General features: G+C 69.8%; 18 protein-coding genes. 8 read left to right on the top strand and 10 right to left on the bottom strand.

Annotation, left to right across the window (positions count from 1 at the left end; translation table 11 throughout):
* Positions 1–7 precede the first annotated feature (7 nt).
* The gene (locus ACSHWB_RS28140; protein ID WP_439656295.1) at positions 8–1,120 is read left to right on the top strand and encodes a helix-turn-helix domain-containing protein; all 1,113 of its coding nucleotides are present in this window, start codon (positions 8–10) and stop codon (positions 1,118–1,120) included.
* Here ACSHWB_RS28140 and ACSHWB_RS28145 read toward each other — a convergent pair.
* The gene (locus ACSHWB_RS28145; protein ID WP_439656296.1) at positions 1,117–1,695 is read right to left on the bottom strand and encodes a superoxide dismutase family protein; all 579 of its coding nucleotides are present in this window, start codon (positions 1,693–1,695) and stop codon (positions 1,117–1,119) included. The genes ACSHWB_RS28140 and ACSHWB_RS28145 overlap by 4 nt on opposite strands.
* Before the next feature lie 13 nt (positions 1,696–1,708).
* Positions 1,709–4,102, bottom strand: a complete 2,394-nt coding sequence (locus ACSHWB_RS28150) for a hypothetical protein (RefSeq protein ID WP_439656297.1) — start codon at positions 4,100–4,102, stop codon at positions 1,709–1,711.
* A gap of 120 nt (positions 4,103–4,222) precedes the next feature.
* Here ACSHWB_RS28150 and ACSHWB_RS28155 point away from each other — a divergent pair, with 120 nt between their 5' ends.
* A complete protein-coding gene (locus tag ACSHWB_RS28155; protein ID WP_439656298.1) occupies positions 4,223–6,100 on the top strand; it encodes a S41 family peptidase in 1,878 nt (625 codons plus the stop codon).
* 55 nt (positions 6,101–6,155) lie between these two features.
* On the opposite strand, the gene ACSHWB_RS28160 is transcribed toward ACSHWB_RS28155, so the two are convergent.
* Together ACSHWB_RS28160 and ACSHWB_RS28165 are read right to left on the bottom strand one after the other, a co-directional pair.
* Positions 6,156–6,731 (bottom strand): hypothetical protein, encoded by a 576-nt coding sequence (locus ACSHWB_RS28160; RefSeq protein WP_439656299.1) that lies wholly within the window; start codon positions 6,729–6,731, stop codon positions 6,156–6,158.
* 76 nt (positions 6,732–6,807) lie between these two features.
* On the bottom strand, positions 6,808–7,734 hold the full coding sequence (locus ACSHWB_RS28165) for a LuxR C-terminal-related transcriptional regulator (protein ID WP_439656300.1): 927 nt from the start codon (positions 7,732–7,734) through the stop codon (positions 6,808–6,810).
* A gap of 182 nt (positions 7,735–7,916) precedes the next feature.
* Between ACSHWB_RS28165 and ACSHWB_RS28170 the strand changes: the two genes are divergently transcribed.
* The gene (locus ACSHWB_RS28170; protein WP_439656301.1) at positions 7,917–9,710 is read left to right on the top strand and encodes a S8 family serine peptidase; all 1,794 of its coding nucleotides are present in this window, start codon (positions 7,917–7,919) and stop codon (positions 9,708–9,710) included.
* Positions 9,711–9,770: 60 nt separating this feature from the next.
* On the opposite strand, the gene ACSHWB_RS28175 is transcribed toward ACSHWB_RS28170, so the two are convergent.
* Positions 9,771–11,003 (bottom strand): glycosyltransferase, encoded by a 1,233-nt coding sequence (locus ACSHWB_RS28175; RefSeq protein ID WP_439656302.1) that lies wholly within the window; start codon positions 11,001–11,003, stop codon positions 9,771–9,773.
* A gap of 97 nt (positions 11,004–11,100) precedes the next feature.
* Here ACSHWB_RS28175 and ACSHWB_RS28180 point away from each other — a divergent pair, with 97 nt between their 5' ends.
* Positions 11,101–11,850: a PIG-L family deacetylase gene (locus ACSHWB_RS28180; protein WP_439656303.1), complete on the top strand. Its 750-nt coding sequence runs from the start codon at positions 11,101–11,103 to the stop codon at positions 11,848–11,850.
* Between the two features lie 60 nt (positions 11,851–11,910).
* On the opposite strand, the gene ACSHWB_RS28185 is transcribed toward ACSHWB_RS28180, so the two are convergent.
* From ACSHWB_RS28185 to ACSHWB_RS28200, 4 genes are all read right to left on the bottom strand, one after another.
* Positions 11,911–12,531, bottom strand: coding sequence for an LPXTG cell wall anchor domain-containing protein (locus ACSHWB_RS28185; protein ID WP_439656304.1), 621 nt, complete (start codon positions 12,529–12,531; stop codon positions 11,911–11,913).
* Positions 12,532–12,665: 134 nt separating this feature from the next.
* A complete protein-coding gene (locus tag ACSHWB_RS28190) occupies positions 12,666–15,536 on the bottom strand; it encodes an AAA domain-containing protein (protein WP_439656305.1) in 2,871 nt (956 codons plus the stop codon).
* Positions 15,537–15,662: 126 nt separating this feature from the next.
* Positions 15,663–16,325 carry a Ku protein gene (locus ACSHWB_RS28195; protein WP_439656306.1) on the bottom strand — a complete coding sequence of 221 codons (663 nt, stop codon included), beginning with the start codon at positions 16,323–16,325 and terminating at the stop codon, positions 15,663–15,665.
* Between the two features lie 118 nt (positions 16,326–16,443).
* Entirely contained in the window at positions 16,444–17,829 is a 1,386-nt protein-coding gene (locus tag ACSHWB_RS28200) for an SDR family NAD(P)-dependent oxidoreductase (RefSeq protein WP_439656307.1), read from the bottom strand.
* Positions 17,830–17,864: 35 nt separating this feature from the next.
* On the opposite strand from ACSHWB_RS28200, the gene ACSHWB_RS28205 reads away from it, so the two are divergent.
* Genes ACSHWB_RS28205 through ACSHWB_RS28215 form a run of 3 tightly spaced genes read left to right on the top strand, consistent with a single transcriptional unit; the run spans position 17,865 to position 20,230 of the window.
* Positions 17,865–18,560, top strand: coding sequence for a haloacid dehalogenase-like hydrolase (locus ACSHWB_RS28205; protein ID WP_439656308.1), 696 nt, complete (start codon positions 17,865–17,867; stop codon positions 18,558–18,560).
* A gap of 54 nt (positions 18,561–18,614) precedes the next feature.
* Positions 18,615–19,817 (top strand): DUF4231 domain-containing protein, encoded by a 1,203-nt coding sequence (locus tag ACSHWB_RS28210; RefSeq protein ID WP_439656309.1) that lies wholly within the window; start codon positions 18,615–18,617, stop codon positions 19,815–19,817.
* The gene (locus tag ACSHWB_RS28215) at positions 19,814–20,230 is read left to right on the top strand and encodes an SLATT domain-containing protein (protein ID WP_439656310.1); all 417 of its coding nucleotides are present in this window, start codon (positions 19,814–19,816) and stop codon (positions 20,228–20,230) included. The genes ACSHWB_RS28210 and ACSHWB_RS28215 overlap by 4 nt, the downstream gene beginning before the upstream one ends.
* A 279-nt stretch (positions 20,231–20,509) precedes the next feature.
* Here ACSHWB_RS28215 and ACSHWB_RS28220 read toward each other — a convergent pair whose 3' ends face one another.
* Positions 20,510–21,193 (bottom strand): DUF2306 domain-containing protein, encoded by a 684-nt coding sequence (locus tag ACSHWB_RS28220; protein ID WP_439656311.1) that lies wholly within the window; start codon positions 21,191–21,193, stop codon positions 20,510–20,512.
* A 90-nt stretch (positions 21,194–21,283) separates the two neighbouring features.
* Between ACSHWB_RS28220 and ACSHWB_RS28225 the strand changes: the two genes are divergently transcribed.
* Positions 21,284–21,499: an RNA-binding S4 domain-containing protein gene (locus tag ACSHWB_RS28225; RefSeq protein ID WP_439656312.1), complete on the top strand. Its 216-nt coding sequence runs from the start codon at positions 21,284–21,286 to the stop codon at positions 21,497–21,499.
* Positions 21,500–21,582 lie beyond the last annotated feature (83 nt).

Below are 21,582 nucleotides of genomic sequence, written 5' to 3' on the forward strand. Positions count from 1 at the left end.
GAACGGGATGAGGGAGTTCGGAGAACTGCTGCGCACGCACCGCATCGGCGCTGGCCTCACCCAGCAACAGCTGGCTGACTTCGCGATGGTGAGCGTGCGGGCCATCCGCGACCTGGAATGCGGCCGCACCCGCTCACCGCGGGCCGAGACGGTGCGTCTGCTCGCGGAGGGGCTGCGGCTCGACGACGAGAGCCGCGCGGACCTGCAGCAGGCGGGAGGCCGTACCGCGGGCCGTGCCGCCGTGGCACCACCGGCGCCTGCCGGGCCGTCCGGCCTGATCGTGGGCAGGGAGGCGGAGGCTGCGGCGCTGGCGGCGTTGCTGACGGAGGGGTCGCGGGAGATCGGGTTCGGTGCCGCGCCCGAGGGACGCGCGACGGCCGGGCGGCTCGTCACCGTCACGGGCGTCAGCGGCGTCGGCAAGACCAGGCTCGCCCTGGAGGTCGCCGGCGAGCTGCACTTCCGGCACGGCTGGTCGGTGCTGTGGCACCCGTCGCAGACGACCCCGTCGGTCGACGACGACCAGGACACCGTGCTCGTCACCGACCACCGGCCGGACCCGCGCCTGCTGGAGGCCCACCCGCGCCTGCGGATCGTCGTCACGGCACTGGCCCCGACCGGCCTGCCCGGCGAGCACGTGTTCCCGCTGGGCGCGCTGGGCGACGAGGCCGCGGTGCGGTTGCTGCTCACGCACGTGCACAGGGTGCGGCCCGCGTTCAGGCCGGAGCCCGCGAACCAGGCCGCGCTGATGGGCCTCGTCCACGAACTGGACGGGCTGCCGTCGGCGCTGGAGTTCGCGGCGGGGTGGTTCATGGTCTACTCGCCGCAGCACCTGCTGGAGCGGCTGCGGACCAACCCGCTCGACCCGACGTCGGCGCACCTGCGCGACTCGCTGCGCCGCTCGCTGTCCACATTGGACTCGCAGGGACAGGACCTGCTGGTGCGGATGGCCGAGGGTGACGACCCCGAGCCCGGCCGGTACCTGCGGGAGCTGTGCGTGCGCGGGCTGGTCCGCCGCGCCGGGACGCGGTACGAGGTGCTCAGCCTCGTGCGCGCGGCGGTGCTGGAGCCGGTGTCAGGACCACATCTCGCCGGAGGGGTGGCCCTGACCGGACCTTGTTAGAAAGCAGCAGTCAGGCATGCAAGGCGGTCACCGGCCGTGCCCGCCTTGCCGTGCTCTGTGCTGGAGTGCGTGGCGTGCACGATGACCGCGTTCGCCTCGCCCTTGCGGAACTCCCACTTCACCGTCGCACGGCCGGTGGCTGCGCCCTGCGCGTCGGTGGTGAAGTCGAGCCAGATCTCGTTCTCCGCGTTGGCGAACGCCGGGTCGACGCTCGGCGACACCGGGTCCTTGGTGTTCTGGTAGTGCGGCCCGGAGTCGGCCGGCTTGGCGCCGCACGGCTTGGTGTGCACGTGCGAGCCGTACTTCGTGTTCGGCAGCAGCCCGGACACCTTCAGCTCGACCGTCGTCTGTCCATTAGAGACGGACGAGCCGGTGGAGAGCTTGGCTCCCAGCGGAATCCGGTTCACGTCGTAGGTGATGCCCTTCGGCTGGTCACCGGAGGCCGCGGGGGCCACCACGTCGGTCTCGGCCACGGGCTTGACGGCCGGTGCGGAGGGCGGGGGCTCGCTCGAACAGGCGGCCAGCCCTCCGCCGAGCAGTACGGCACCCACGAGGGTCGCCACGGTCGTGCGCATGTTTCTCCTTGAGTCAGCTGCGTTCCAGGTTCCCATCCCCTTCACGTCCACGATCGGGTGACTGGTTCAGATCGATGGCGACGAGGTGCCTGAACGCGTCTCGGTAGGCGGCGCACAGGTGGTAGTCGCCGTGAGTCTCCACTTTGTCCGGTGACCCGTTCGTCTCGCCCGCGCGGCGGTCCAGGTCGTTGTCCTCCCAGCCGTGCACCGGGAAACCCAGGTAGTCGGTGCGCCGCCACAGGTTGACCCAGCTCGGCCCCAGCAACGACGTGAGTCCCCGCCCCGGTGCCTCACCGGGCTCCCGGCGCCACGGATCGCACGAGAACAACGCGCCCGCGCGCACCGGCGGCGTGCCCAGCACGGCGGGACCCAGCAGTTCCGGGAAGATCCGCCCGAAGTACGGCCGCAGCTGCACGCCGTACGTCAGCAGCTGGACCCGCCGCAGATACCCGGCGGGCAACGCGAACAACGCCGCCACGGCCAGCACGGCACCCAGGCTGTGCGCGGACAGCACGACGCGATGATCCGGCGACTCGTCCAGGAACTCACGGGAACGGTCCGCGATCTCCGGCACCGCGCGCTCGGCGTAGCAGGGCGGCGCGAACGGGTGGGCCGTGCGCGGAAGGAAGCACATCAGGTCCCACACCAATCCGAGGGGCCGCCGGTTGGTGAGCATCCCGGCGCCGACGAACGACCCGACCACCGCGACCCCGGCGAGCCCGGTGACCCAGTCGCCCTTGCCCACCACCCACGCCACACCGGACCACTGCGCCCATCCCGGCGAGGCGAACGTCAGGTAGCAGGTCAGCAGCAGCGCGAGCACACCGGACAACGACAGCGCGCCGGCCACGTTCTCCGCCCGGTGCGTCACCGCGACCACGTGCCGCACCCGCACGACCAGCACCTCGGCCTCACCGTCGAGCACGGCGGGCGCGGTCAGCCGCGAGAGCAGCACGACGGCCTGCGCGATCACCAGCAGCACCAACGGAACCAGCGCCACCGCGAACGCCGCGCTGAACCACGAGTAGAACGACGGCGCCCGCAGCCCCGTGCCGACCCAGCCCCGGAACGTCAGCACCAGCACGGTCGAGAGCATCACCGACGACGCCAGCGACAACCCCAGCAGCACCCCGGGGCCCGCTCCCCGCCAGGCCTGCCACTGGTCACCGGCACGCGGCCGGGCCCGCCACGCCAGCACCCCGCCGGCCACCGCGGCGCCGATCCAGGCGAGCGGAAACCAGTACGTGGCAACCATGAACGCCACGAACAGCACGAGCAGGACCAGCGGACCCCTGGCGTCGTTGCGCCGCCACGACCACGCCGCCAGCACCGACCCGAGCAGCGCCACCGCGACGACCGGCGGCCCCCACGACGTCAGCCACAGCGGCCCGTCGAAGACCGGCGCGATCGCGTACAGCCCGAACCCGTGCGCCACCAGCACGACCACGGCCGAGATCATCAGCAGCCACGACCACAGGCCGCCCTTCTCGGTCGACGGCACGTCCGGGCAGTCGGTGGCCGTCACCACCACCCGTGCCATCACGACCGCCAGCACGCCGCCCGCGAGCACGGTCAGCACCAGGAAGAACGCGTGCTGCACCAACTGCGCGCTCGTCGCCAGCACCACCACGCAGCAGCCGGCCGAGAGGTGCAGCCGGGTCAGCCGGCGGATCCGCGGGCTGCCCTCCCACATCGACGCCCTGCTGAGCATCACGCCCGGCCTGCGCACCGGTTCGCGCCGCATCGTCGTCATCTCGTACCTGCTGCGCGACAACGACGTCAGCGCCATCAGCCCGAGCAACAGCAGCACCGGCACGGCGGACGCGGCGAGCACCCGGACGTGCCGCGCGGGATCCCCGAGCACGTCCAGGAAGTCCGGCAACCGCTTGCAGGCCGCGCCGGGCAGCGAGCACTGGATCGCGTAGAGGTCGATCGCCACCTCGCACACCGCGAGCACCAGCAACACCGTGAGCCCCAGTCCGAACAACCGGGTGCTGGCCGCGCCGCGCCCGGCGTTCCACCACACCATGTGCTTGGTCGTCGGAACCGAGTCGTCGGGGAGTTTCCGGGACCAGTAGGCGACGTTCGCCAGCCCGAACGGCAGCAGCAACGCCCATCCGATGCGCCCCAGCACGTTCGCGAGCACCGACGGCACCCCGCTGCCCGGCAGGCCGGGGCTGCTGCGCGCCATGCCGCCCCACGAGTACGCCTCGCGCCGCACGTCCGCGGGCACCTGCCCGGCGTGATCCGGTGGCAGCTCGGCGAGTTTGTCCGGTTTGGGCCGCCAGAAGCTGCCGAAGCGGTCGCCCCGGAACTGTTCGACGGCGTGGTCGGGAAGAGCCAGCATCGCGTCCGGGGGCGTGTTGTTGACCCCGTGGATGCGGAGCTCCAAGACGGGTGGACTCATCGCCGGCCTCCCCTTTACTCCAGTTGTCGGCGAGAAAACTGCTCCAGTTAGCGGCCGAACGGGTGAAACAGGTGTATCCGGGCGCCCTGGAAAGCCTCTACTGAACAAGGAGGCCCCACCATGACCGCAACCGCTCACCCGAACGTCGCAAGCTCCGTCGGACTCGCCGAGTTCCTCGCGACGGCGGGCACCCTCACCCTGGCGCAGCGCAAGCTCATCGTCGACCAGGCGCTGATCCTGCTGGAGCAGAACTACGCGCACCTGCCGCTGAAGGTCGCCATGCACGCGGTGAACCCTGTGCAAAGACTCAGGGTTCTCCGAGCCAGACTCGAACGGCAGACCGATGCCACCGCCGAGGCGGAGTGGCAGTTCCACCGCGAGCTGTCGAGCACCTTCCACTCGGTGCGAGACCTGCACACGAACTACCTGCTGCCCGCGCCGTTCGCGGGCAAGATCGCCTTTCTGCCGTTCCAGCTGGAACGCTGCTTCGCCGAGGACGGCACCGAGCAGTACCTCGTCTCGCGCACGGTCGCGGGTTTCGGCGGGCTCGCGGCCGGCGCCGAGGTGACGCACTGGAACGGCACGCCGATCGCCCGCGCGGTCGCGTTGAACGGCGCGATCTTCGCCGGCAGCAACCCCGCCGCGAACCTCGCCCGCGGCGTCGAGTCGCTCACGTTGCGCCCCTTGGTGATCCAGCTCCCGCCCGACGAGGACTGGGTCGTCGTCACCTACCGCACCGAGGCGGGCGCGGCCGAGGAGATCCGCGTCGACTGGCAGGTCACGGAGAACCTCCCTCCGATGACCGACGTCGACGCGCTGTCACCCGCCGCGGCCGCGCAGGGCGTCGACCTGGACTCCGACGAGAAGGCACGCGCCAAGAAGTTGTTGCACGCGCCCAAGGTCGTGCAGGCCGAGGCCGCCGGTGGCGCGGTCGCGATGGCCGCTCAGGACGTCCCGACGACGATGCCCGGCGTGTTCCGCGCGCGTCCGGTCGTCACGCCGTCCGGCACGTTCGGGCACCTGCGGATCTTCACGTTCAGCGTCGACGACCCGGACGCGTTCCTGAAGGAGTTCGTGCGGCTCGCGGCCTTGTTGCCGCAGAACGGACTCATCGTCGACGTGCGAGACAACGGCGGCGGCCACATCTTCGCCTCGGAGTTCCTGCTGCAGACGATGACGCCGCGGCCGGTGCAGCCGGAGCCGGTGCAGTTCCTGAGCACGCCGCTGAACCTGCGGATCTGCCGCCGGCACGCGGAGGACCCGACCGGCCAGATCGACCTCGGCCCGTGGTTCCCGTCGCTCGACAGCTCGACCGAGACGGGCCAGGCGTTCTCCTGCTCGCACACGATCACGCCGGTCGACGGCGCGAACGCCGTGGGCCAGACCTACCACGGCCCGGTGCTGCTGGTCACCGACGCGCGGTGCTACTCGGCCACGGACATCTTCGCCGCGGGCTGGGCCGACCACGACCTGGGCCCGATCCTCGGCGTGGACGACAACACCGGTGCGGGCGGCGCGAACGTGTGGACGCACGGACTTCTGATGACACTGCTGAAGATCCCGGCGCCGAGCGACGGCGAGTCGCCGTACAAGGCGTTGCCCAACAAGGCGAACATGCGCGTGTCGATCCGCCGCACGCTGCGCGTCGGCAAGCTCGCCGGCACGCCGGTGGAGGACCTGGGCGTGCGGCCGTCGCACCAGCACAAGGTCACGCGCGCGGACCTGTTGCAGGGCAACGTGGACCTGCTCGCCCGTGCGGGCGAGCTGCTGGCCGCACTCCCGGTGCGGCGGCTCGGAGTGGCGGTCGCGGGCACGACCGTCTCCCTGGACACCGTGAACCTCGACCGGGTGGACATCTACGTCGATGGCCGCCCGATGACCTCGCTGGACGTGGCAGACGGCGCGCACACCGCGACGTTGACCGCGACCGGGCGCGAGGTGCGCGTCGAGGGGTTCGCGGACGGACAGCTGGTGGCCGCGCGCAAGGTCGCCAGTTGATCGAGCGGGCGCTTCCGGTGACTCCATGACCGGAAGCGCCCGCTCACTCTTGCCCTCAGCGCGTGAACGTCAGTGCGCGGTCGGCGGCCAGCACCGCCAGCTGCGCCTCGGTGCCGGCCGTCCAGCTCTGGACCCACACGACCTCACCGTTGCGGCGGAAGTTCCGGGCCGCCGTGATGCCAGACGCCTCGTTCTTCGAGAAGACGGTCACCCCGCCCCGGTGGTCGCTGACCTGGCCGGTGCACTTGGCCCACTCCTGCTCGCAGTACTCCTTCGGCGACCACTCGTGCTGGCCCGGCGCGTTGACCTGCGTGTACGTCTGGACGCGCTGGCCGTTGTGGGTGAACGACGCGAAGTTGCCCATGTACTGCATGTCGTCGAACACGCCCTCGGCCTCGCCACCCCAGTTGCCGGGCGCGACGTTCTGCGCGCCGCGGAACACCAACGGGTAGGTCTGCTGCTGACGGGCGCTGAACCCGGCCGCCTGCTTCTCCAGTTCCGCCTTGGTCTTGTGGACCGGCGTGACGTCCTTCGGCGGCCACGTCAGCTCGGTCTGAGCGGACGCCGTGCCCGCGAGACCGAGAAGTGCCAAGCCCGTCAGGGCAGCCGCCATCACGTTGCGCATGCGCATGAATCCCCCTGGTGATCGTTCGCTTGCGAAGGGAGGACGCCGGAGGATCACCGGGGGTTGCACGCAAGATCGTTTTCTACAGCCAGCCCCGCCGCATCGCCTGCACGCCCGCCTGGAAGCGCGTCTGCGCCCCGCACCGGTCCATCAGCTGCCGCACCCGCCGCTGCACGGTCCGCGGCGCGAGCCCGAGCTGCCGCGCGATCGACTCGTCGGTGAGGCCGGCCGCGAGCAGTCCGAGCAGGTTCGGGTCCACATCGGCCGCCGCCGCGTAGATCCCACCGGGACTGAACGGGATCCCCTTGTCCCAGTAGAGCTCGAACGTCGAGCGCAGCACGTCCAGCAGCGCCGACGGCCGGATCAGCAGCACCTTGTCGACGACATCGCCGTTCACCACGGGGAGCACCGCCGCGTGCGTGTCGATCACGGCGAGCTTGAACGGCAGCGTCGGCGTGACGCGGGCGCGTTCGCCGGCCGCGACCAGGTCGATGATCTCCGTGACGCGGCCGGGGATGTCTACGGCGGAGCGGTCGTAGACGACGCGCCACTGCACGTCCCGCTCGCGGGTCTCGTCCTCCAGCGCGACGTGCTGGCCCAGCGGCGTCACGTACGGCGGCTGGTCGAGCACGCAGACCTCTTCACGGGCACCGCGCAGCAGGGCGTGCCACAGCTCGCGGACCGCGTCCACACCGGACACCACCTCGACGAACGCGTTGTCGGCCAGCTCCTCGTCGCGGTTGCGCAGGTACAGCTCCATCAACGGGCCGACGTCCGCGCGCGCCCGCCGGTTCTGCTCCTCGCGGGCCGCGATCAGCGCCTCGACGGCGAGATCGGGTGCGACGGCCTGCCACACGTCACCGGGCAGGTGCCGGACCAGCCCGAGCTCGCGCATCTGCTCCAGCAGCGGTGCCGCGACGCCGATTTCTTCCGTCGTGCGGCTTCCGCCTGTTACCAGAAGCTCGTAAACGGCCGTTAGCTCCGGCGCGACGCCCAGGTGTCCGAACACGGCCACATTGTGCGCCATTCAGCGCAACACCCCTGTCGTGAACACGCCAGTGTCGTCAAACGGCCTCCGCTAGACCTGTTTTCGCAGCTGTGACCCGGCTTACGGTCCCCACACCTCCGCAGCCGGTTCAGAACACTGACGCCCTCAACGGCACGCGAAGGCCCTGCGTGGAAGGACCTCACGTGAACGGATTGCGACGCACGAGTCTGTGCGCCGCGGCAGTTTCCGCCGCCGTGTTCAGCGTTGTCTCACCCGTCAACGCCGCTCCAAGCCAGATCCAGTCCCAGCCGGACTCGACCCAGGTGAACCGCCCGTTCGAGCGGCTGATCGTCGGCTACAAGCCCGGCACCGCCGAGGCCTCGTCCGACACCGCTGCCTCGGACGACGCCCGCAAGAAGGGCAAGTCGCTGCACCGCCGCACGGCGAGTGGCGCGGTCGTCGTCGACCTCGGTGCGAAGACCACGAACGCCGACAACACCATCCAGGCGTTCAAGAACGACCCGAAGGTCGCCTACGTCGAGCCGGACCTGCTGATGCAGCCGCTCGCCGACCCGAACGACACCGAGTACTCCCGGCAGTGGGACCTCTTCGAGGCCACCGCGGGCATGAACGTGCCCGGCGCGTGGTCGTCGAGCACCGGCTCCGGTGTGACCGTCGCGGTCATCGACACCGGCTACGTCGCGCACAGCGATCTGGCGTCCAAAGTCGTCGCGGGGTACGACTTTGTGTCCGATTCCGCTCGTGCCCGTGACAACAACGGCCGCGACTCCAACCCGGCCGACGAGGGCGACTGGACCGCACGCGGTGAGTGCGGCACGGACGCCAATGGCCAGCCGGTCCCGCCGTCCGACCAGGGTTCGTCCTGGCACGGCACGCACGTCGCGGGCACGATCGCCGCGGCCACCAACAACGGCAAGGGCATCGCGGGCATCGCCTACGACGCCAAGATCCAGCCGTTGCGCGTGCTCGCCAAGTGCGGTGGCGCCACCTCGGACATCGCCGACGCGATCACCTGGGCGTCCGGCGGCACGGTGAGCGGCGTTCCCGCGAACCAGAACGTCGCCAAGGTCATCAACATGTCGCTGGGCGGTCAGTCGTCCTGCTCGACGACCTACCAGAACGCGATCAACGGCGCCATCAACCGCGGCACCACGGTCGTCGTCGCGGCCGGCAACTCGAACGCGAACGTCGCCAACTTCACCCCGGCCAACTGCTCCGGTGTCATCACCGTCGCGGCGACCGGCCGTGAGGGCAACAAGGCGTTCTACTCGAACTTCGGCACCCGCATCGACATCGCGGCGCCCGGCGGCGAGACCCGTCGCGGCACCGACACCCCAGGCACCATCACCACGCCGGAGAACGGCATCTGGTCGACGCTGAACGCCGGTGCCACCACCCCCGGTGCCGAGAACTACAAGCCCTACCAGGGCACGTCGATGGCCGCCCCGCACATCGCGGGCCTCGCGGCACTGCTGGTGGCGAAGAAGCCGTCGCTGACCCCGGCCCAGGTCAAGGACCTGATCAAGACGAACTCCCGGCCGCTGCCCGGCACCTGCTCCGGCGGGTGTGGCGCGGGCCTCGCGGACGCCACCAAGACCGTGAACGCCGTCGACACGACTCCGCCGCCCTCCGGTGGCCTGGAGAACACGACCGACGTCGCCATCCCGGACCGCGGTGCCGCGATCACGTCGTCCATCACCTCCACGGTGACGGGCAACGCCTCCTCCTCCACCAAGGTCGGCGTGGACATCGTCCACACCTACCGCGGCGACCTGGTGATCGACCTGGTCGCGCCGGACGGCACCGCCTACCGGCTGAAGAACTCGTCCACTTCGGACAGTGCCGACAACGTGGTGGCGACCTACACGGTCAACGCCTCGTCCGAGGTCGCGGCGGGCACGTGGAAGCTGCGGGTCCAGGACGTGTACTCCGGTGACACCGGGTACATCAACTCCTGGAACCTGACCCTGCGATAGCTCCACGAGTTCGCCGAGGGGCGGCGCCTCCCAGCCTGTCACTGGGGGTGCGCCGCCCTTTCACATGCTCACGAGCTTCTTGTTGCGCTGCACGATCCGTTCCAGGTACTCGGCGGCGTCGCGGATCGACGGCAGGCCGAGCATGTGCCGTTGCGCCCGCCGCACCCCCGCCCGGATCTTCGGGTCCGACAGCGCGCGCTGGCAGGCCTCGGTGACCGCGTCGGCGCAGAAGTCGTGCACCCGCACGCCGAGCCGCAGTTCACCGACCCGGTGGGCGTTGTGCATCTGGTCGTGCAGCACCGGCAGCACGGCCGCCGGCACCCCGGCCCGCATGGCCTCGCGGACCGAGTTGTACCCGCCGTGCGACACCAGCAGGTCCGCGCTCTGCAACAACAACGCCTGCGGCAGCGACTCGACCAGGTGCACGTGCGAGGCGGAGGCCTCCACCGGCAGCCCGCCCGTCAGCACCACGGCCTCGCAGTCCACAGAGGACAGTCCGGCGACCATCGTCTCCAGGTGCGCCAGCGGCGACCGGTCCAGCGCCTGCGCCGGGAGTGCGTCGAAGTCGAACAGGTCCAGCGACGACTCCGACTCGAACACCCCGCCCGACGTGGAGGTCGACGCCACCACCAGCGGCCGGGACGGGTCCAGGTCGGCCAGCCACTGCGGCAGCCGTTCCCCGGTGCTGTGATGGGTGGGCTGCTGGTAGGTGAACGCCGGTGGCATCGGCTGGCGGGCGAACGAGTAGCCCGGCGGGACCGCGTCCAACCGGCCGTACCGGTGCGCAGAGTCGAGAGACTCGTGCACCGGCTGGCGCAGTTCCCCGCGGCGTTCGTTCAGGGCGTTCAACAAGGTCAGGCGGTCCATGTACTGGCCGACACCTGTCGGCGCGGTCACATGGGGCACGCCCAGGCGTTCGGCGACGAGCAGGCCCGCGAACTCGATGCCCCCGCGCAGCACCAGATCGGGCCGGAAGTCGACGGCGACGGGCAGCAGCCCCTCGACGGCCGCGGTGATGTGCGGGCCCGCCGCGAACTCGACGACCATCTCGTCGGAGAACGGGTCGTAGTCCGGCGGCAGCGTCAGGACCTCGCCCTGCAACAACTCCGCGAGCTGGTCCGCGACCTCGGGCAGCGCCGCGGCCACGCGCACCGGCTCGCCGGCGAAACCGCGCAGCACCGACGCGGGACCCGCGACCAGCACCTCGTGGCCGAGCGAGGCGAGCATCGCGACCAGCGGCAGGGTGGCCCTCGCGTGAGCGGCCGAGAACGCGACTGTGCACAGCACGCGCACGGCATCCTCCCCGCGGACAAGGGTCTGTTCCCCACCTTAGAGAGTCGCGGGCCCGCGGGGGAATGGCGAAGTTCCACTCGCGGGTAACGTCGCGGACATGGCGACATTGGTGACGTTCCACGCCCACCCAGACGACGAGTGCATCGTCACGGGTGGCGTGATGCGCAAGGCGTTCGAGGAGGGACACCGGGTCGTCCTGGTCGTCGCGACGCGCGGGGAGGCCGGCTTGGTCCCGGACTTCCTGCAGGAGGGCGAGGAGCTCTGGCAGCGCCGCGTCGTGGAGACGCAGGCGTCGGCGGACCTGCTGGGGGTCGCGCGCGTGGAGTTTCTGGGGTACCGCGACTCCGGGATGATGGGCGACGAGCTCAACGACCAGCCGGGGTCGTTCTGGACGGCCGACGTCGAGGAGGCGGCCCAGAAGCTCGCGGCGATCCTCGTCGAAGAGGACGCGAAGGTGTTCACGACGTACGACAGCTTCGGCGGCTACGGCCATCCGGACCACATCCAGGCCCACCGGGTCGGCATGCGTGCCGCGGAGATCGCCGGCACCCCGGCCGTCTACCAGGGAATGGTGCGGGAGTCGGAGTTCCGCGAGGCGTTCAGGATGGCGGGCATCGAGGAGCCGCCGCCGCTGGGCGAGGACGCGGTGCCGGAGTCGGAGATCAACGTCGGCGTCGACGTCACGAAGTACCTGGAGGTGAAGCGCAAGGCGATGCGCGCGCACGCCTCGCAGATCACCGAGGAGTCGTTCTTCCTGGCGCTCGACGAACCGACGTTCGCGCACGCGTTCGGCACTGAGTGGTTCATCCGCGAGGGCCACGGGCCGGCGACCGAACTGGACCTCTAGAAATGCGAAAAGCGGGGCGGTCCACTTCGGACCGCCCCGCTCCTTGTTGGTTCAGCTGGTTCAGGCGCTCTGACGGCGGCGCAGGAACAGCAGGGTGCCGGCACCGGCTCCCACCAGGCCCAGACCCGAGAGCAGCAGCCACAGCGGGGACGCACCGGTCGCCGCGAGGGGCGGTTCCGGAGCGCTGCCACCGGGAGCGACCGGGGTCGTGGACGGCGGCGGGACCTCAGCGGAGGACGAGGGCACCTCCGGAGTCGACGAGGCCGGCTTCGTGGTCGTCGTCGGCTTGGTGGTGGTCGTGGTCGGCGGCGTCTTCACGCACTCTTCGGTCGTGCGGGTCTCGACCTTGCTCCACCCCTTCTGGAAATTGGGGTCGTCGTAGGCCGTGATCGTCGCCTCGTAGGTGTGCTTGGCGTCGCCGCCGCGCTCCCACTTCTGCTCTTCGAGCTTGCCCTTGAAGGTGGTCTTGAACGCCTCGACGCCGTCGATCTTGACGACCAGCGTGTTGTCCTTGTCCTTGCCGTAGTCCTTCAGGGACACGGTGAACCAGGACTTCCCAGCCTTCGCGTCACATCCCTTGTTCACGACGGGGGTGTGCGCCTGTGCCGTGCCGGCCAGTGCCAGCGTGGCCAGCGCAGCGGTGACGGTCACCGCGAACGCGCCAAGAACTCTCCTTGCCAACGAATCTCTCCTGCTCTGGTTGATGCGTGGCGGATCGAGCACACATTCATGATCTGAATCACCCGACCGGGTGAACCGCGCCACGCTAACAACACAGAGGGGTCAGAAGGTCACCGTATGACAACGCCTTGGTGTCACCACGGATAGATTCTCATGTTTTCTGTTAGGCCGATCGTGCCCGCGATGAGCCGCATCTGCTCCACGCCGCGCACGTCGGCGTCCAGCAGCCGGGGCGAGCAGATCATCACGGCGAGCACCTGGGCACGGGAGAGTGCCACGTTCAATCTGTTGCGTGACAAAAGAAAGTCCAGGCCACGGGGCAGGTCCACGGTGGACGACGACGTCATGGACATGATGACGGCGGGTGCCTCCTGGCCCTGGAAGCGGTCCACTGTGCCCACCCGAGTTTCGGTGAATCCCGCATCGGCCAGCCGCCGCCGGATCACCCGCACCTGCAGGTTGTAGGGCGCGACCACGAGGATGTCCGCATCGGTAAGTTCGCGCGTTTTACCGTTGTCCGTCCAAGTTCGACCGACGATCGCGCGCACCGTGTCCACCACGGCGTCGGCTTCCTCGGCAGACGACGTGATGTTGTGCCGGTGGTCGACCTCGCGCAGGTAGATCCCCGGCTCGACGCCGGAGATCGACCGGTGCGCGGCGGATTCGTGCGAATGGAGCAGACCGGCATAAGAAAGTTCGGACACCGGACGGCACACGGCCGGGTGCATTCGGCGGGTCTCGGCCAGGAAATAGCCCAGATGCGCGGGGATCACGTCCGCGTCGCCGAGTAGATGGCCCAACGCCGACGCGTCCGAACCGGGCGGGTGCACGCCCTGGACGACCTGGGGCAGCTGTTGCGGATCGCCCAGCAGCACGAGGTTGCGCGCCGCCACCGCCACCGCCACCGCGTCGGCCAGCGCGAACTGGCCGGCCTCGTCGATGATCATCACGTCGAACGGCTGCGCCTTGATCACGGTGTTGGAGAAGGTCCAGGCCGTGCCGCCGACCAGGTGGCCCTGCGGGTGCTCCTCACGCCACGCCGCCAGCGCGCCGTTGGTCTTCGGCTGGTCCCACGGCAGGCCCTCCTCGGGCTTCTTCTCCTTGGGGCGCTTGGCCATCGGGATGTCGGGATCCACTGACGACAGCACGTTCTCCACGGCCTTGTGCGACGTCGAGGTCACCGCGACGGTCTTGCCCTGGTCGATCAGGTGCCGCACCAGCTTGGTCGCGAGATACGTCTTGCCGGCGCCGGGCGGGCCCTGCACGGCCAGCGTGCCGCCGTCGAGCTGGTCGACGGCCTTGATCACGGCCTGCACCACGTCGTCGTGCTGCGGCAACGGTTGCGCGGGCGGGGTGCGCAGCAGCAGGTCGATGCCGGGGTTGCGGGGGAGCAGCGGCAGCAGTCCGACTGCCTGCTCCGCCAGTTCCGCGACGGCCTCGTCCTTCGGCGACGCGGGCACCGGACTGCCCGGCAGCACGGCGATCGGCATCTCGCCGTGCTCGACCGCGTTGCTCTCGGTCAGCACCAGTTCGTACGGGTTGTCGTCGGCCACCACGGCGTTGCGCGTCATGTTGCCGGGGTAGAGCAGCCGGACCTGCTCGCCCGAACCGAACGGGTGCGGGCGTTCGGGGTCGATGCGCGCGTGCACCTGCCGTTTGTGCGTCCGGACCCGGCCGCTGGGCGGCACCCAGTCCTCGGCCTTCAGCGTGATCGGCACCGCGCAGTGCGAGTCGGTCTCGAGGTCGGAGATCGGCGCGAGGGCCTGCCGGAAGAAGTCGCCCCACGCCGGGCTCGACTCCCGCCGGTGGTAGCCGACCGTCGCCGCGAACAACGCGTACCCCTCGGCGAGCAACGGCTCGGTCAGCGCGGCCATCCGGCGCGCCCGTTCGGCGGCTTTCTCCAGCGCCGCCTCGTCGCGTTCCTGCGGCGGCGCGGTCTCGATCTCGCGCTCGACCTTGATGTCGTGCAACAGATCCCGCAGACCGCGAGTGGGAATCTCGTCGTCCAGCAACGGCTTCAGCGCCGGCAGCGTGTACTCCCGGGTGGACACCCGCAGCACCCGCCGCGTCAGCGCCCCGAGATCGACGCACCGCCGCACCAGCTCGTCCACTTCGGACTCCTTGGTCGCCGTCCGCGCGGCCCGCCCGGCGAGGTCGTGCGGAGCGAAGTGGTAGACCGTGCCGGCGGGCGTGCGGTCGACGAACTCCTCGAACGTCCCCTCCCAGCCGGGAGTGCGGAATGTGTCGCCGTCCACCTCCAGGAACACGTCGTCCTCGGCGGGCTCCGGCAGGTTCGCCAACGCCTCCGGCGCCACGACCTCGTACGTGATGACGCCCGTACGTTCCTGCTGCACCTGAAGCCGGGCCTGCGCCGTCAACGCGGTGAAGCTCGCCGGAGACAGCGTCGCGGGCCGCTCGTCGGTCGCCGCGAGCGCGTCGATCGTGTCGATGCCGGCCGAGACCAGCTTCCGCCGCTGGTCGGTCCGCAGACCCGCCACGAGCGACAGGTCCCGCGCCTCCTCACGACCGGAAGCGCAGTGACGGGCGAACCGGCACCCGGTGCAGGCCGCCCGCACGTCACCCCACGACCGCTGCGGCGCGGGGGCGGGCTTGGCGAGCCGCGTGCGCAACCGCCCCAGCAGGGGAGTGAAGTCGGCGATCCGGAACGTCGTGCGGCGGCCGTCGACGATCAGGTGCGCGCGCTCGGAGCCGAGCGCCTGCGCCGCCGCGACCAGCGACAACACGGCCAGGGGAGTGGCGTCCGAGGCCTCTTCGCACGGTTCGTACCCGTCGGCCGTGCGCACGAGGGTCTGAGCCGTGCAGTGGAACACGCCGTCGAAGAACACGGCGTTCTCGACCAGGTCCGCGCCGGACCGCATCTCCGCAGCCGTCCTGGCTGCGGCAACGTGCAGTTCGGAGGGGTCGCCACGGCGTTCGTCACGAGCGAGGAAGCTGCGGTGCTCGCATTCGAGCAGATCGACGAGATCGGACGGGCTGGCGAGCATGGCTGCCGATGCTAGCGGCGCCCCCTGACAGAACGGGCGCGCGACCCGCGTTCATCCCCGACTCGCGGGTCGCGCACCCGCACCATCAGGTGCGGTCCCAGACGTTCGCCTTCACCAGGTGCGGTCCTAGACGTTCGCCTCCACCAGGTGCAGCAGGGCCTCGTGGTGCGTGTTCGGGTAGTCGTGCGGCCGGAACGGACGCGTCTGCGCTCGCACCAACGCCGCCGCGGCAGCCAGTTCCCCGGTCCGCACCTCGGTGTCGCGGTGCAGGAACGCGAAGTGCGGCTCCCGCACCTCCTCCGGCCACAGCAGCGTGTGCAGCACCAGGACACCCTGCTGCGGCCTGATCGCCGCCAGCGTCTCCTTGCCGCGCAAGGCGAACTTCACGATCGCCGCGGCCTTCGTGCGCTCCAGCGTCTCCCGCAGCAGCACGTAGGACCGCACGAACAGGTCGTCCGGCTCCAGGTAGTAGCTGCGGTGCAACGCCACCGGGTCCAGATCGACCTGCGGCGCGAACTGCTGCACGTCGATCACGCCGTCCTCGGGCGCCGGCAGGTCGCCGGGGTCGATCTGCACGATGCGGCCGTCGTCGAGCTCGTAGCCCCGCCCGATGTCCTCCGGCGTCAGCCGCAGCGAGCACTCGCCGCACACCTGTTGATGGCGCACGCGGCCGCTGTCCTCGCGGTGCACGAGGTGCACCTTGCTGCGATGTTCGGTGGCGGCCGACACCAGCCGCACCGTCATCGTCGTCATCCCGAACCGAAGTGCTCCCCGCCACACAGTTCTCATGACAAATGAGTACTCGAACAGGTGTTCAACTAAGCATAAGGCCTGATGAAAGGCCTCGTTCGGGCGCGTCCGACAGGTACCTCGGACGCGTGTTTCCGACGAAAGTCACTCAAAAGGCTCACCAAGGAGAAGGCGCGTAGTCCTTCAGGAAGCAGCCGTAAAGGTCCTCGCCCAGCTCGCCGCGTACGATCGGGTCGTACACCCGCGCCGCGCCGTCGACCAGGTCCAGCGGGGCGTGGAAGCCCTCCTCGGCGAGCCGCATCTTCATCGGGTGCGGCCGTTCGTCGGTGATCCAGCCCGTGTCGACGGCGGTCATCAGGATGCCGTCGGCCTGCAGCATCTCCTCGGCGCTGGTGCGCGTCAACATGTTCAGCGCGGCCTTCGCCATGTTCGTGTGCGGGTGCCCGGAACCCTTGTAGGCGCGGGAGAACTGCCCCTCCATCGCCGACACGTTCACCACGTACTTGCGGCGGTACGACGACTTCGCCATCGACGCCCGCAGCCGCGAGATCAGCAGGAACGGCGCCGTCGAGTTGCACAGCTGCACTTCCAGCAGCTCCACCGGGTCGACCTCGTCGACGTTCTGGATCCACGAGTTGACCGGCGCGGTGTCGGGCACGAGGCCGCCCGCGTCGATGTCCTTGGACCCCGCCATCAACGCCAGCGTCGTCACCGAGTGCGCCTCGGGCACGGCGGTACCCGGCAACGCCAGCTGCCCGTGCCCGCCGAACGAGATCAGCTCGGGACGACGGGCGTCCCCGGTCAGCGCCTCGTGCTCGGCCTGCGCCAGCGGCGTGTACGCACCGGCGGAACGGCGCACGGTCTGCGCGGCGTTGTTGATCAGCACGTCCAGCGGGCCGCGCGCTGCCACCTCGTCGGCCAGCGCGAGCACCTGGGACGGGTCGCGCAGGTCGATCCCGACGATCTTGAGCCGGTCGATCCACTCGGCGGCGTCCGGCATCGAGGCGAACCGCCGCGCCGCGTCCTTGGGGAACCGGGTGGTGATCGTGGTGTGCGCACCGTCACGCAGCAGCCGCAGCGCGATGTACATGCCGATCTTCGCGCGGCCACCGGTCAGCAGCGCGTTGCGGCCGGTGAGGTCCGTGCGGGCGTCGCGCTTGCCGTGGTTGAACGCGGCGCAGTCCGGGCAGAGGTTGTGGTAGAAGGCGTCTACCTCGACGAACCTCTTGCGGCACGTGTAGCAGGAACGCGCGCGCAGCAGCGTGCCCGCCACAGCACCCTGGGCGTTCGACACGAGGGGGAGGCCCTGCGTCTCGTCGTCGATGCGGTCCGGCGACCCGGTGGCCGTCAGCGCGGTGACAGCCCGGTCGTTGGCCGTGATGGCGGCCTTGCGCTCGGACTTACGGAACTTCTTCGCGGCCTTGAAGATCTTCGCGGTGGCCCGGCGGACGCGCACGGCGTCGTCGTGTTCCGCCGGCAGGTCCTCGACCTGGGCAAGCACGCGCAGGCAGACTTCCAGCTCTGCGGGGTCGATCGAGGTCATGAACAGGCATTTTACGGGGAGTGGGGGGTGGTCCGGTGACCGGGCCGGAGCTGCTGGTGCTGTGGGACATCGACAACACGCTGATCTCGGCGCGCGGGTTCGGCGGGCTGATGTACCGCGAGGCGTTCCGCACGGCGTTCGGCAGGCAGCTGCAGGGGCCTGTCGATCTCGGCGGGCGCACCGAGGCGGACATCATCGAGGAGACGCTGCGTCAGCACGGCATCGAGCACACGGAGGAGACGTCGAGGCTCCTGGCCGACGCGCTGGCGGCCTCCTTCGAGACCAGGCGCGCGGAACTGCCCGGCCACGGCGAGGTGCTGCCGGGTGCGCTCGAGGCTCTCGAGCACTTCGCCGCCGACCCGCGCGTGCACCAGGGCGTGCTGACCGCGAACCTCCGCAGCGTGGCGCTGATCAAGCTGGAGGAGTTCGGCCTGGCGCACCTCGTCGACTGGGACGTGAGCGCGTTCGGCGACGAGCACGCGGACCGCGCCGAGCTGGTGACGTTCGCCCGTGAACGCGCTCGGCACATCCGGCCGTTCACACATGACGAGGTCGTGCTCATCGGCGACACCCCGCACGACGTCCACGCGGCGACCAGGTCGGGCGTGCGGCTGGTCGCCGTGGCCACCGGGCGCAGTTCGAGACAGGATCTCCACCAAGCTGGAGCCCAGATCGTGATCGACGACCTGAGCGACCTGAAAGTGCTGACCAGCAGCGTGTGGGCCACCTGAGACGGGTCTGAACGGCCCTGGCCACTGGTCGATCACGGCGTTATGGTGCCCGGCATGCCCACAGCAGGCGGCCCGACAGTCAAACGGCTGTCCCAGCCGGACGCCGACATCAAACCGAAGGCCCTCGGTCTGCCCCGAGGCCGCACGGTGATCTCGGTCTTCGGCTCCACACAAGACATCGAGACGGATCTCGCGGCGAAGTTGTTGCCGGTGCTCAGATCCGTCGTGGCGACCGCGGCGCGCAACGGTGCCGTGTTCGTCACGGAAGGCACCGACCGAGGCGTTGTCCACTTGCTGGGCATGGCTTTGCAGGCGTGCGAGCAGCGCTGGCCCGTCGTGATCGGTGTCGCGCCGAGCAGCAAGGTGCACGACCTCACCGAGACCTCCACCAACGGTCAGGTCCCGCTGGAACCCAACCACAGCATCGCCGTCATCGTGCCCGGTTCGGAGTGGACGGACTCGACGCCGGTGCTGTTCCGCACGATCGACGCGGTGCGCAACAAGAAGCCCGTGGTCGCTCTCGTCGTAGGAGGCGAGAACGAGCAGGAGGTCGTCGACCACCTCAGCGGTGACAACCCGCTGCTGGTGCTCGCCGGCACCGGTGGGCTCGCGGACCGCATCGCGACCGGCGACCTCAAGGGCGACCTCGCGGTGCTCGTGCGCAGCGGCAAGATCTTCATCATCCACGTGGACGAGGGCGCCGGCAAGGCGGTCACCGCGCTGGAACGCTTGCTGGGCAAGGAGAAGCCCGTCAAGCCGCCGAGGATCCTGCCCAAGGTCCGGTACCGGGCACCGGAACCGCGCCCGCTCGTCGACCCCGGCTTCGTCGTGGCCTACCCGACGCTCGCCGACGCCATCCACGACGCGAACCAGGTCGTCGCGCCGGCGTTCCAGGAGCTCGACGCCGAGGCGGAGGTCGAGCAGAACCGCTACCGGCTCATGGCCGTGCTCGCGATCGCGGGCGGCCTGACGACGACGGTGTTCGCCGCGCTGCAGACGTGGCTCAAGGACACGCCGTGGCCGGGAGTGCTCGTCGTGGCGGGTGGCGCGTTCGCGGCCGCCATCACGATCGTGGCGCGCAAGCGGGAGTCCCTCGACAAGTACCTCACCGCGCGGTCGCGCGCGGAACGCCTGCGGGCGCTGTACTTCGCGCACCTCGCGTCCGTGGCGCCCGCCACGGAGGAGGAGCGTCTGGACAAGGTGGCGGACCTGGAAGCCGCGGTCAGCAACCGCAAGCACGAGGTGGTGCGGACATGAGCGACAAGCAGCGCCAGGCCCAGTTCGTGGAGGCCTATCTGCGCCACCGCTTCCAGGACCGGCTCGACCACTTCGAACGCGCCCGCAAGCGCTACTCCCGTGCTCGCACGTGGACGGTCGCGCTCGCCGCCGCCTTCTTCATCGCCGCCGCCGCTGCCGCCGCCGTGGGGATGGCGGACGGGCCGCGCAGGGCCATGTGGGGTTTCGCCGCAACGACTTTGGCCGCTCTGGGCACCGCCCTGTCGTTGTACGAGGCGACCTTCGGGTTCCGCCGGCTGGCGCGGGAGAGCGCCACCACTTCCGTTGCGCTGCAACGACTCGCGGTGGACGGTCCCACGCCGGACGACGTGGACGACGAGCGGCTGGTCGCCTTTGTGACCGAAGTGGAGTCTGTGCTGAGGTACGGCAGGTAGGGCAGAAATCCGGTAACAATGACGCGGGGCCGTTTCAAGAAATCGCTTCCACGGTTTTGCACGCAGCGTGGGTGATCGATTACGGTAAGCACAGGTTCTGGTGTTTCCGTCACCCAGTTGCCATGATGACCTCATCCCCCGATGCGGAAGCAGGCACGAGATGACTTGGGCGCGTCCCGCGATCGCCGAGCCCGAAACCGGCACCTTCGCCGAGGCCAAGGCTCTGGAGAAGGAGCACAGCACGATTCAGAACAGCAAGGCGGCACGCACCGTGGCCTGTCACGCCACGGACGCGCTCGACTGCGCTGACCTGCTGGAAATGCTGGGCTTGAGCGCCACGGAGGGCAAGGTCCGGGTGTAACCCCGCGACTGGATCCACCACTCGGCCACCAGCAGGTTCACCACGAACGACAGCCAGTTCGCGGTGGCGAAGACCAGCAGCCCGTCCCCGTCGGGCAGGAGTGCGCCGAGCGCAAGGCCCCAAAGGCGACCCGTCACGGCGGCGCCAGTGAGTGCGAAACCGCGGATCATCCAGATGCGGTGCTCGCCGAACTGGCGCCGCCGTGCCGTTCTCAGGCCGTACACCGCGGTCACGAACCACAGCACCGACAGCACCGTCAGCGGCCCGGACGACGCCAGCCCGGCCAGCGACAGCTGGGCGCACACGATGCCGAGCAACGAGGACGGCAGGACGGCCGCGAAGTAGACGCGGCCCATCACCCGGTGCACGCGCGGGTGCCGGCGGCGCAGGCCCGGCCAGAACTGCGATACACCCGCCAGGACCGCGACCGTTCCGGTGAAGATGTGGGCGACCAGAAGCCCGTAGTGGACCGCCCCGTGCAGCGGCGGCCGCGCCTGATCCATGTCGAGGGTGACGTACGCGCTCGCGGCGAAGATCGTTATCGCGACGCAGACGAACCCTGATACCGCCAACCAGGCGGTGTACCCCCACGAAGTTTTCATGCTTCGAGGTTGTCAACGCCTTCACTCGAACGCGCTGGTGTGCGCCCCCGAGCGAGCAGTGGGGACCGCCCTACTGGGATGATGTGACTCATGCGTACGGTCGAGATCTCCGAAGAGCCGATCAGGCTAGGACAGTTCCTCAAGCTGGCTCAGCTGGCAGACGACGGCGGGCGCGCCAAGGAGCTCATCGAGGACGGGGAAGTCCACGTCAACGGCTCTGTGGAGCTGCGACGTGGAGCACAGTTGCGGCAGGGTGACGTTGTGGCCGTCCAGGGTGACGAAGTCCGCATTTCCGTTCGGCCGTAACGCATTACTCCGTTCAGCGGTAAGAGGATGCACAATCGCAGTCGATCAGACTAGGGCCTGAAGACCTGTTCTGAACGATTACC

The sequence above is a fragment of the Lentzea sp. HUAS TT2 genome, from assembly GCF_051853195.1.
Taxonomy (GTDB): Bacteria; Actinomycetota; Actinomycetes; order Mycobacteriales; family Pseudonocardiaceae; genus Lentzea.

Bases quoted from the DNA above. Each gene is read 5' to 3' on its own strand.
- ACSHWB_RS28140 (WP_439656295.1), top strand. From the start codon at position 8: ATGAGGGAGTTCGGAGAACTGCTGCGCACGCACCGCATCGGCGCTGGC.
- ACSHWB_RS28145 (WP_439656296.1), bottom strand. From the start codon at position 1,695: ATGCGCACGACCGTGGCGACCCTCGTGGGTGCCGTACTGCTCGGCGGA.
- ACSHWB_RS28150 (WP_439656297.1), bottom strand. From the start codon at position 4,102: ATGAGTCCACCCGTCTTGGAGCTCCGCATCCACGGGGTCAACAACACG.
- ACSHWB_RS28155 (WP_439656298.1), top strand. From the start codon at position 4,223: ATGACCGCAACCGCTCACCCGAACGTCGCAAGCTCCGTCGGACTCGCC.
- ACSHWB_RS28160 (WP_439656299.1), bottom strand. From the start codon at position 6,731: ATGCGCATGCGCAACGTGATGGCGGCTGCCCTGACGGGCTTGGCACTT.
- ACSHWB_RS28180 (WP_439656303.1), top strand. From the start codon at position 11,101: ATGGCGACATTGGTGACGTTCCACGCCCACCCAGACGACGAGTGCATC.
- ACSHWB_RS28190 (WP_439656305.1), bottom strand. From the start codon at position 15,536: ATGCTCGCCAGCCCGTCCGATCTCGTCGATCTGCTCGAATGCGAGCAC.
- ACSHWB_RS28195 (WP_439656306.1), bottom strand. From the start codon at position 16,325: ATGAGAACTGTGTGGCGGGGAGCACTTCGGTTCGGGATGACGACGATG.
- ACSHWB_RS28200 (WP_439656307.1), bottom strand. From the start codon at position 17,829: ATGACCTCGATCGACCCCGCAGAGCTGGAAGTCTGCCTGCGCGTGCTT.
- ACSHWB_RS28210 (WP_439656309.1), top strand. From the start codon at position 18,615: ATGCCCACAGCAGGCGGCCCGACAGTCAAACGGCTGTCCCAGCCGGAC.
- ACSHWB_RS28215 (WP_439656310.1), top strand. From the start codon at position 19,814: ATGAGCGACAAGCAGCGCCAGGCCCAGTTCGTGGAGGCCTATCTGCGC.
- ACSHWB_RS28220 (WP_439656311.1), bottom strand. From the start codon at position 21,193: ATGAAAACTTCGTGGGGGTACACCGCCTGGTTGGCGGTATCAGGGTTC.
- ACSHWB_RS28225 (WP_439656312.1), top strand. From the start codon at position 21,284: ATGCGTACGGTCGAGATCTCCGAAGAGCCGATCAGGCTAGGACAGTTC.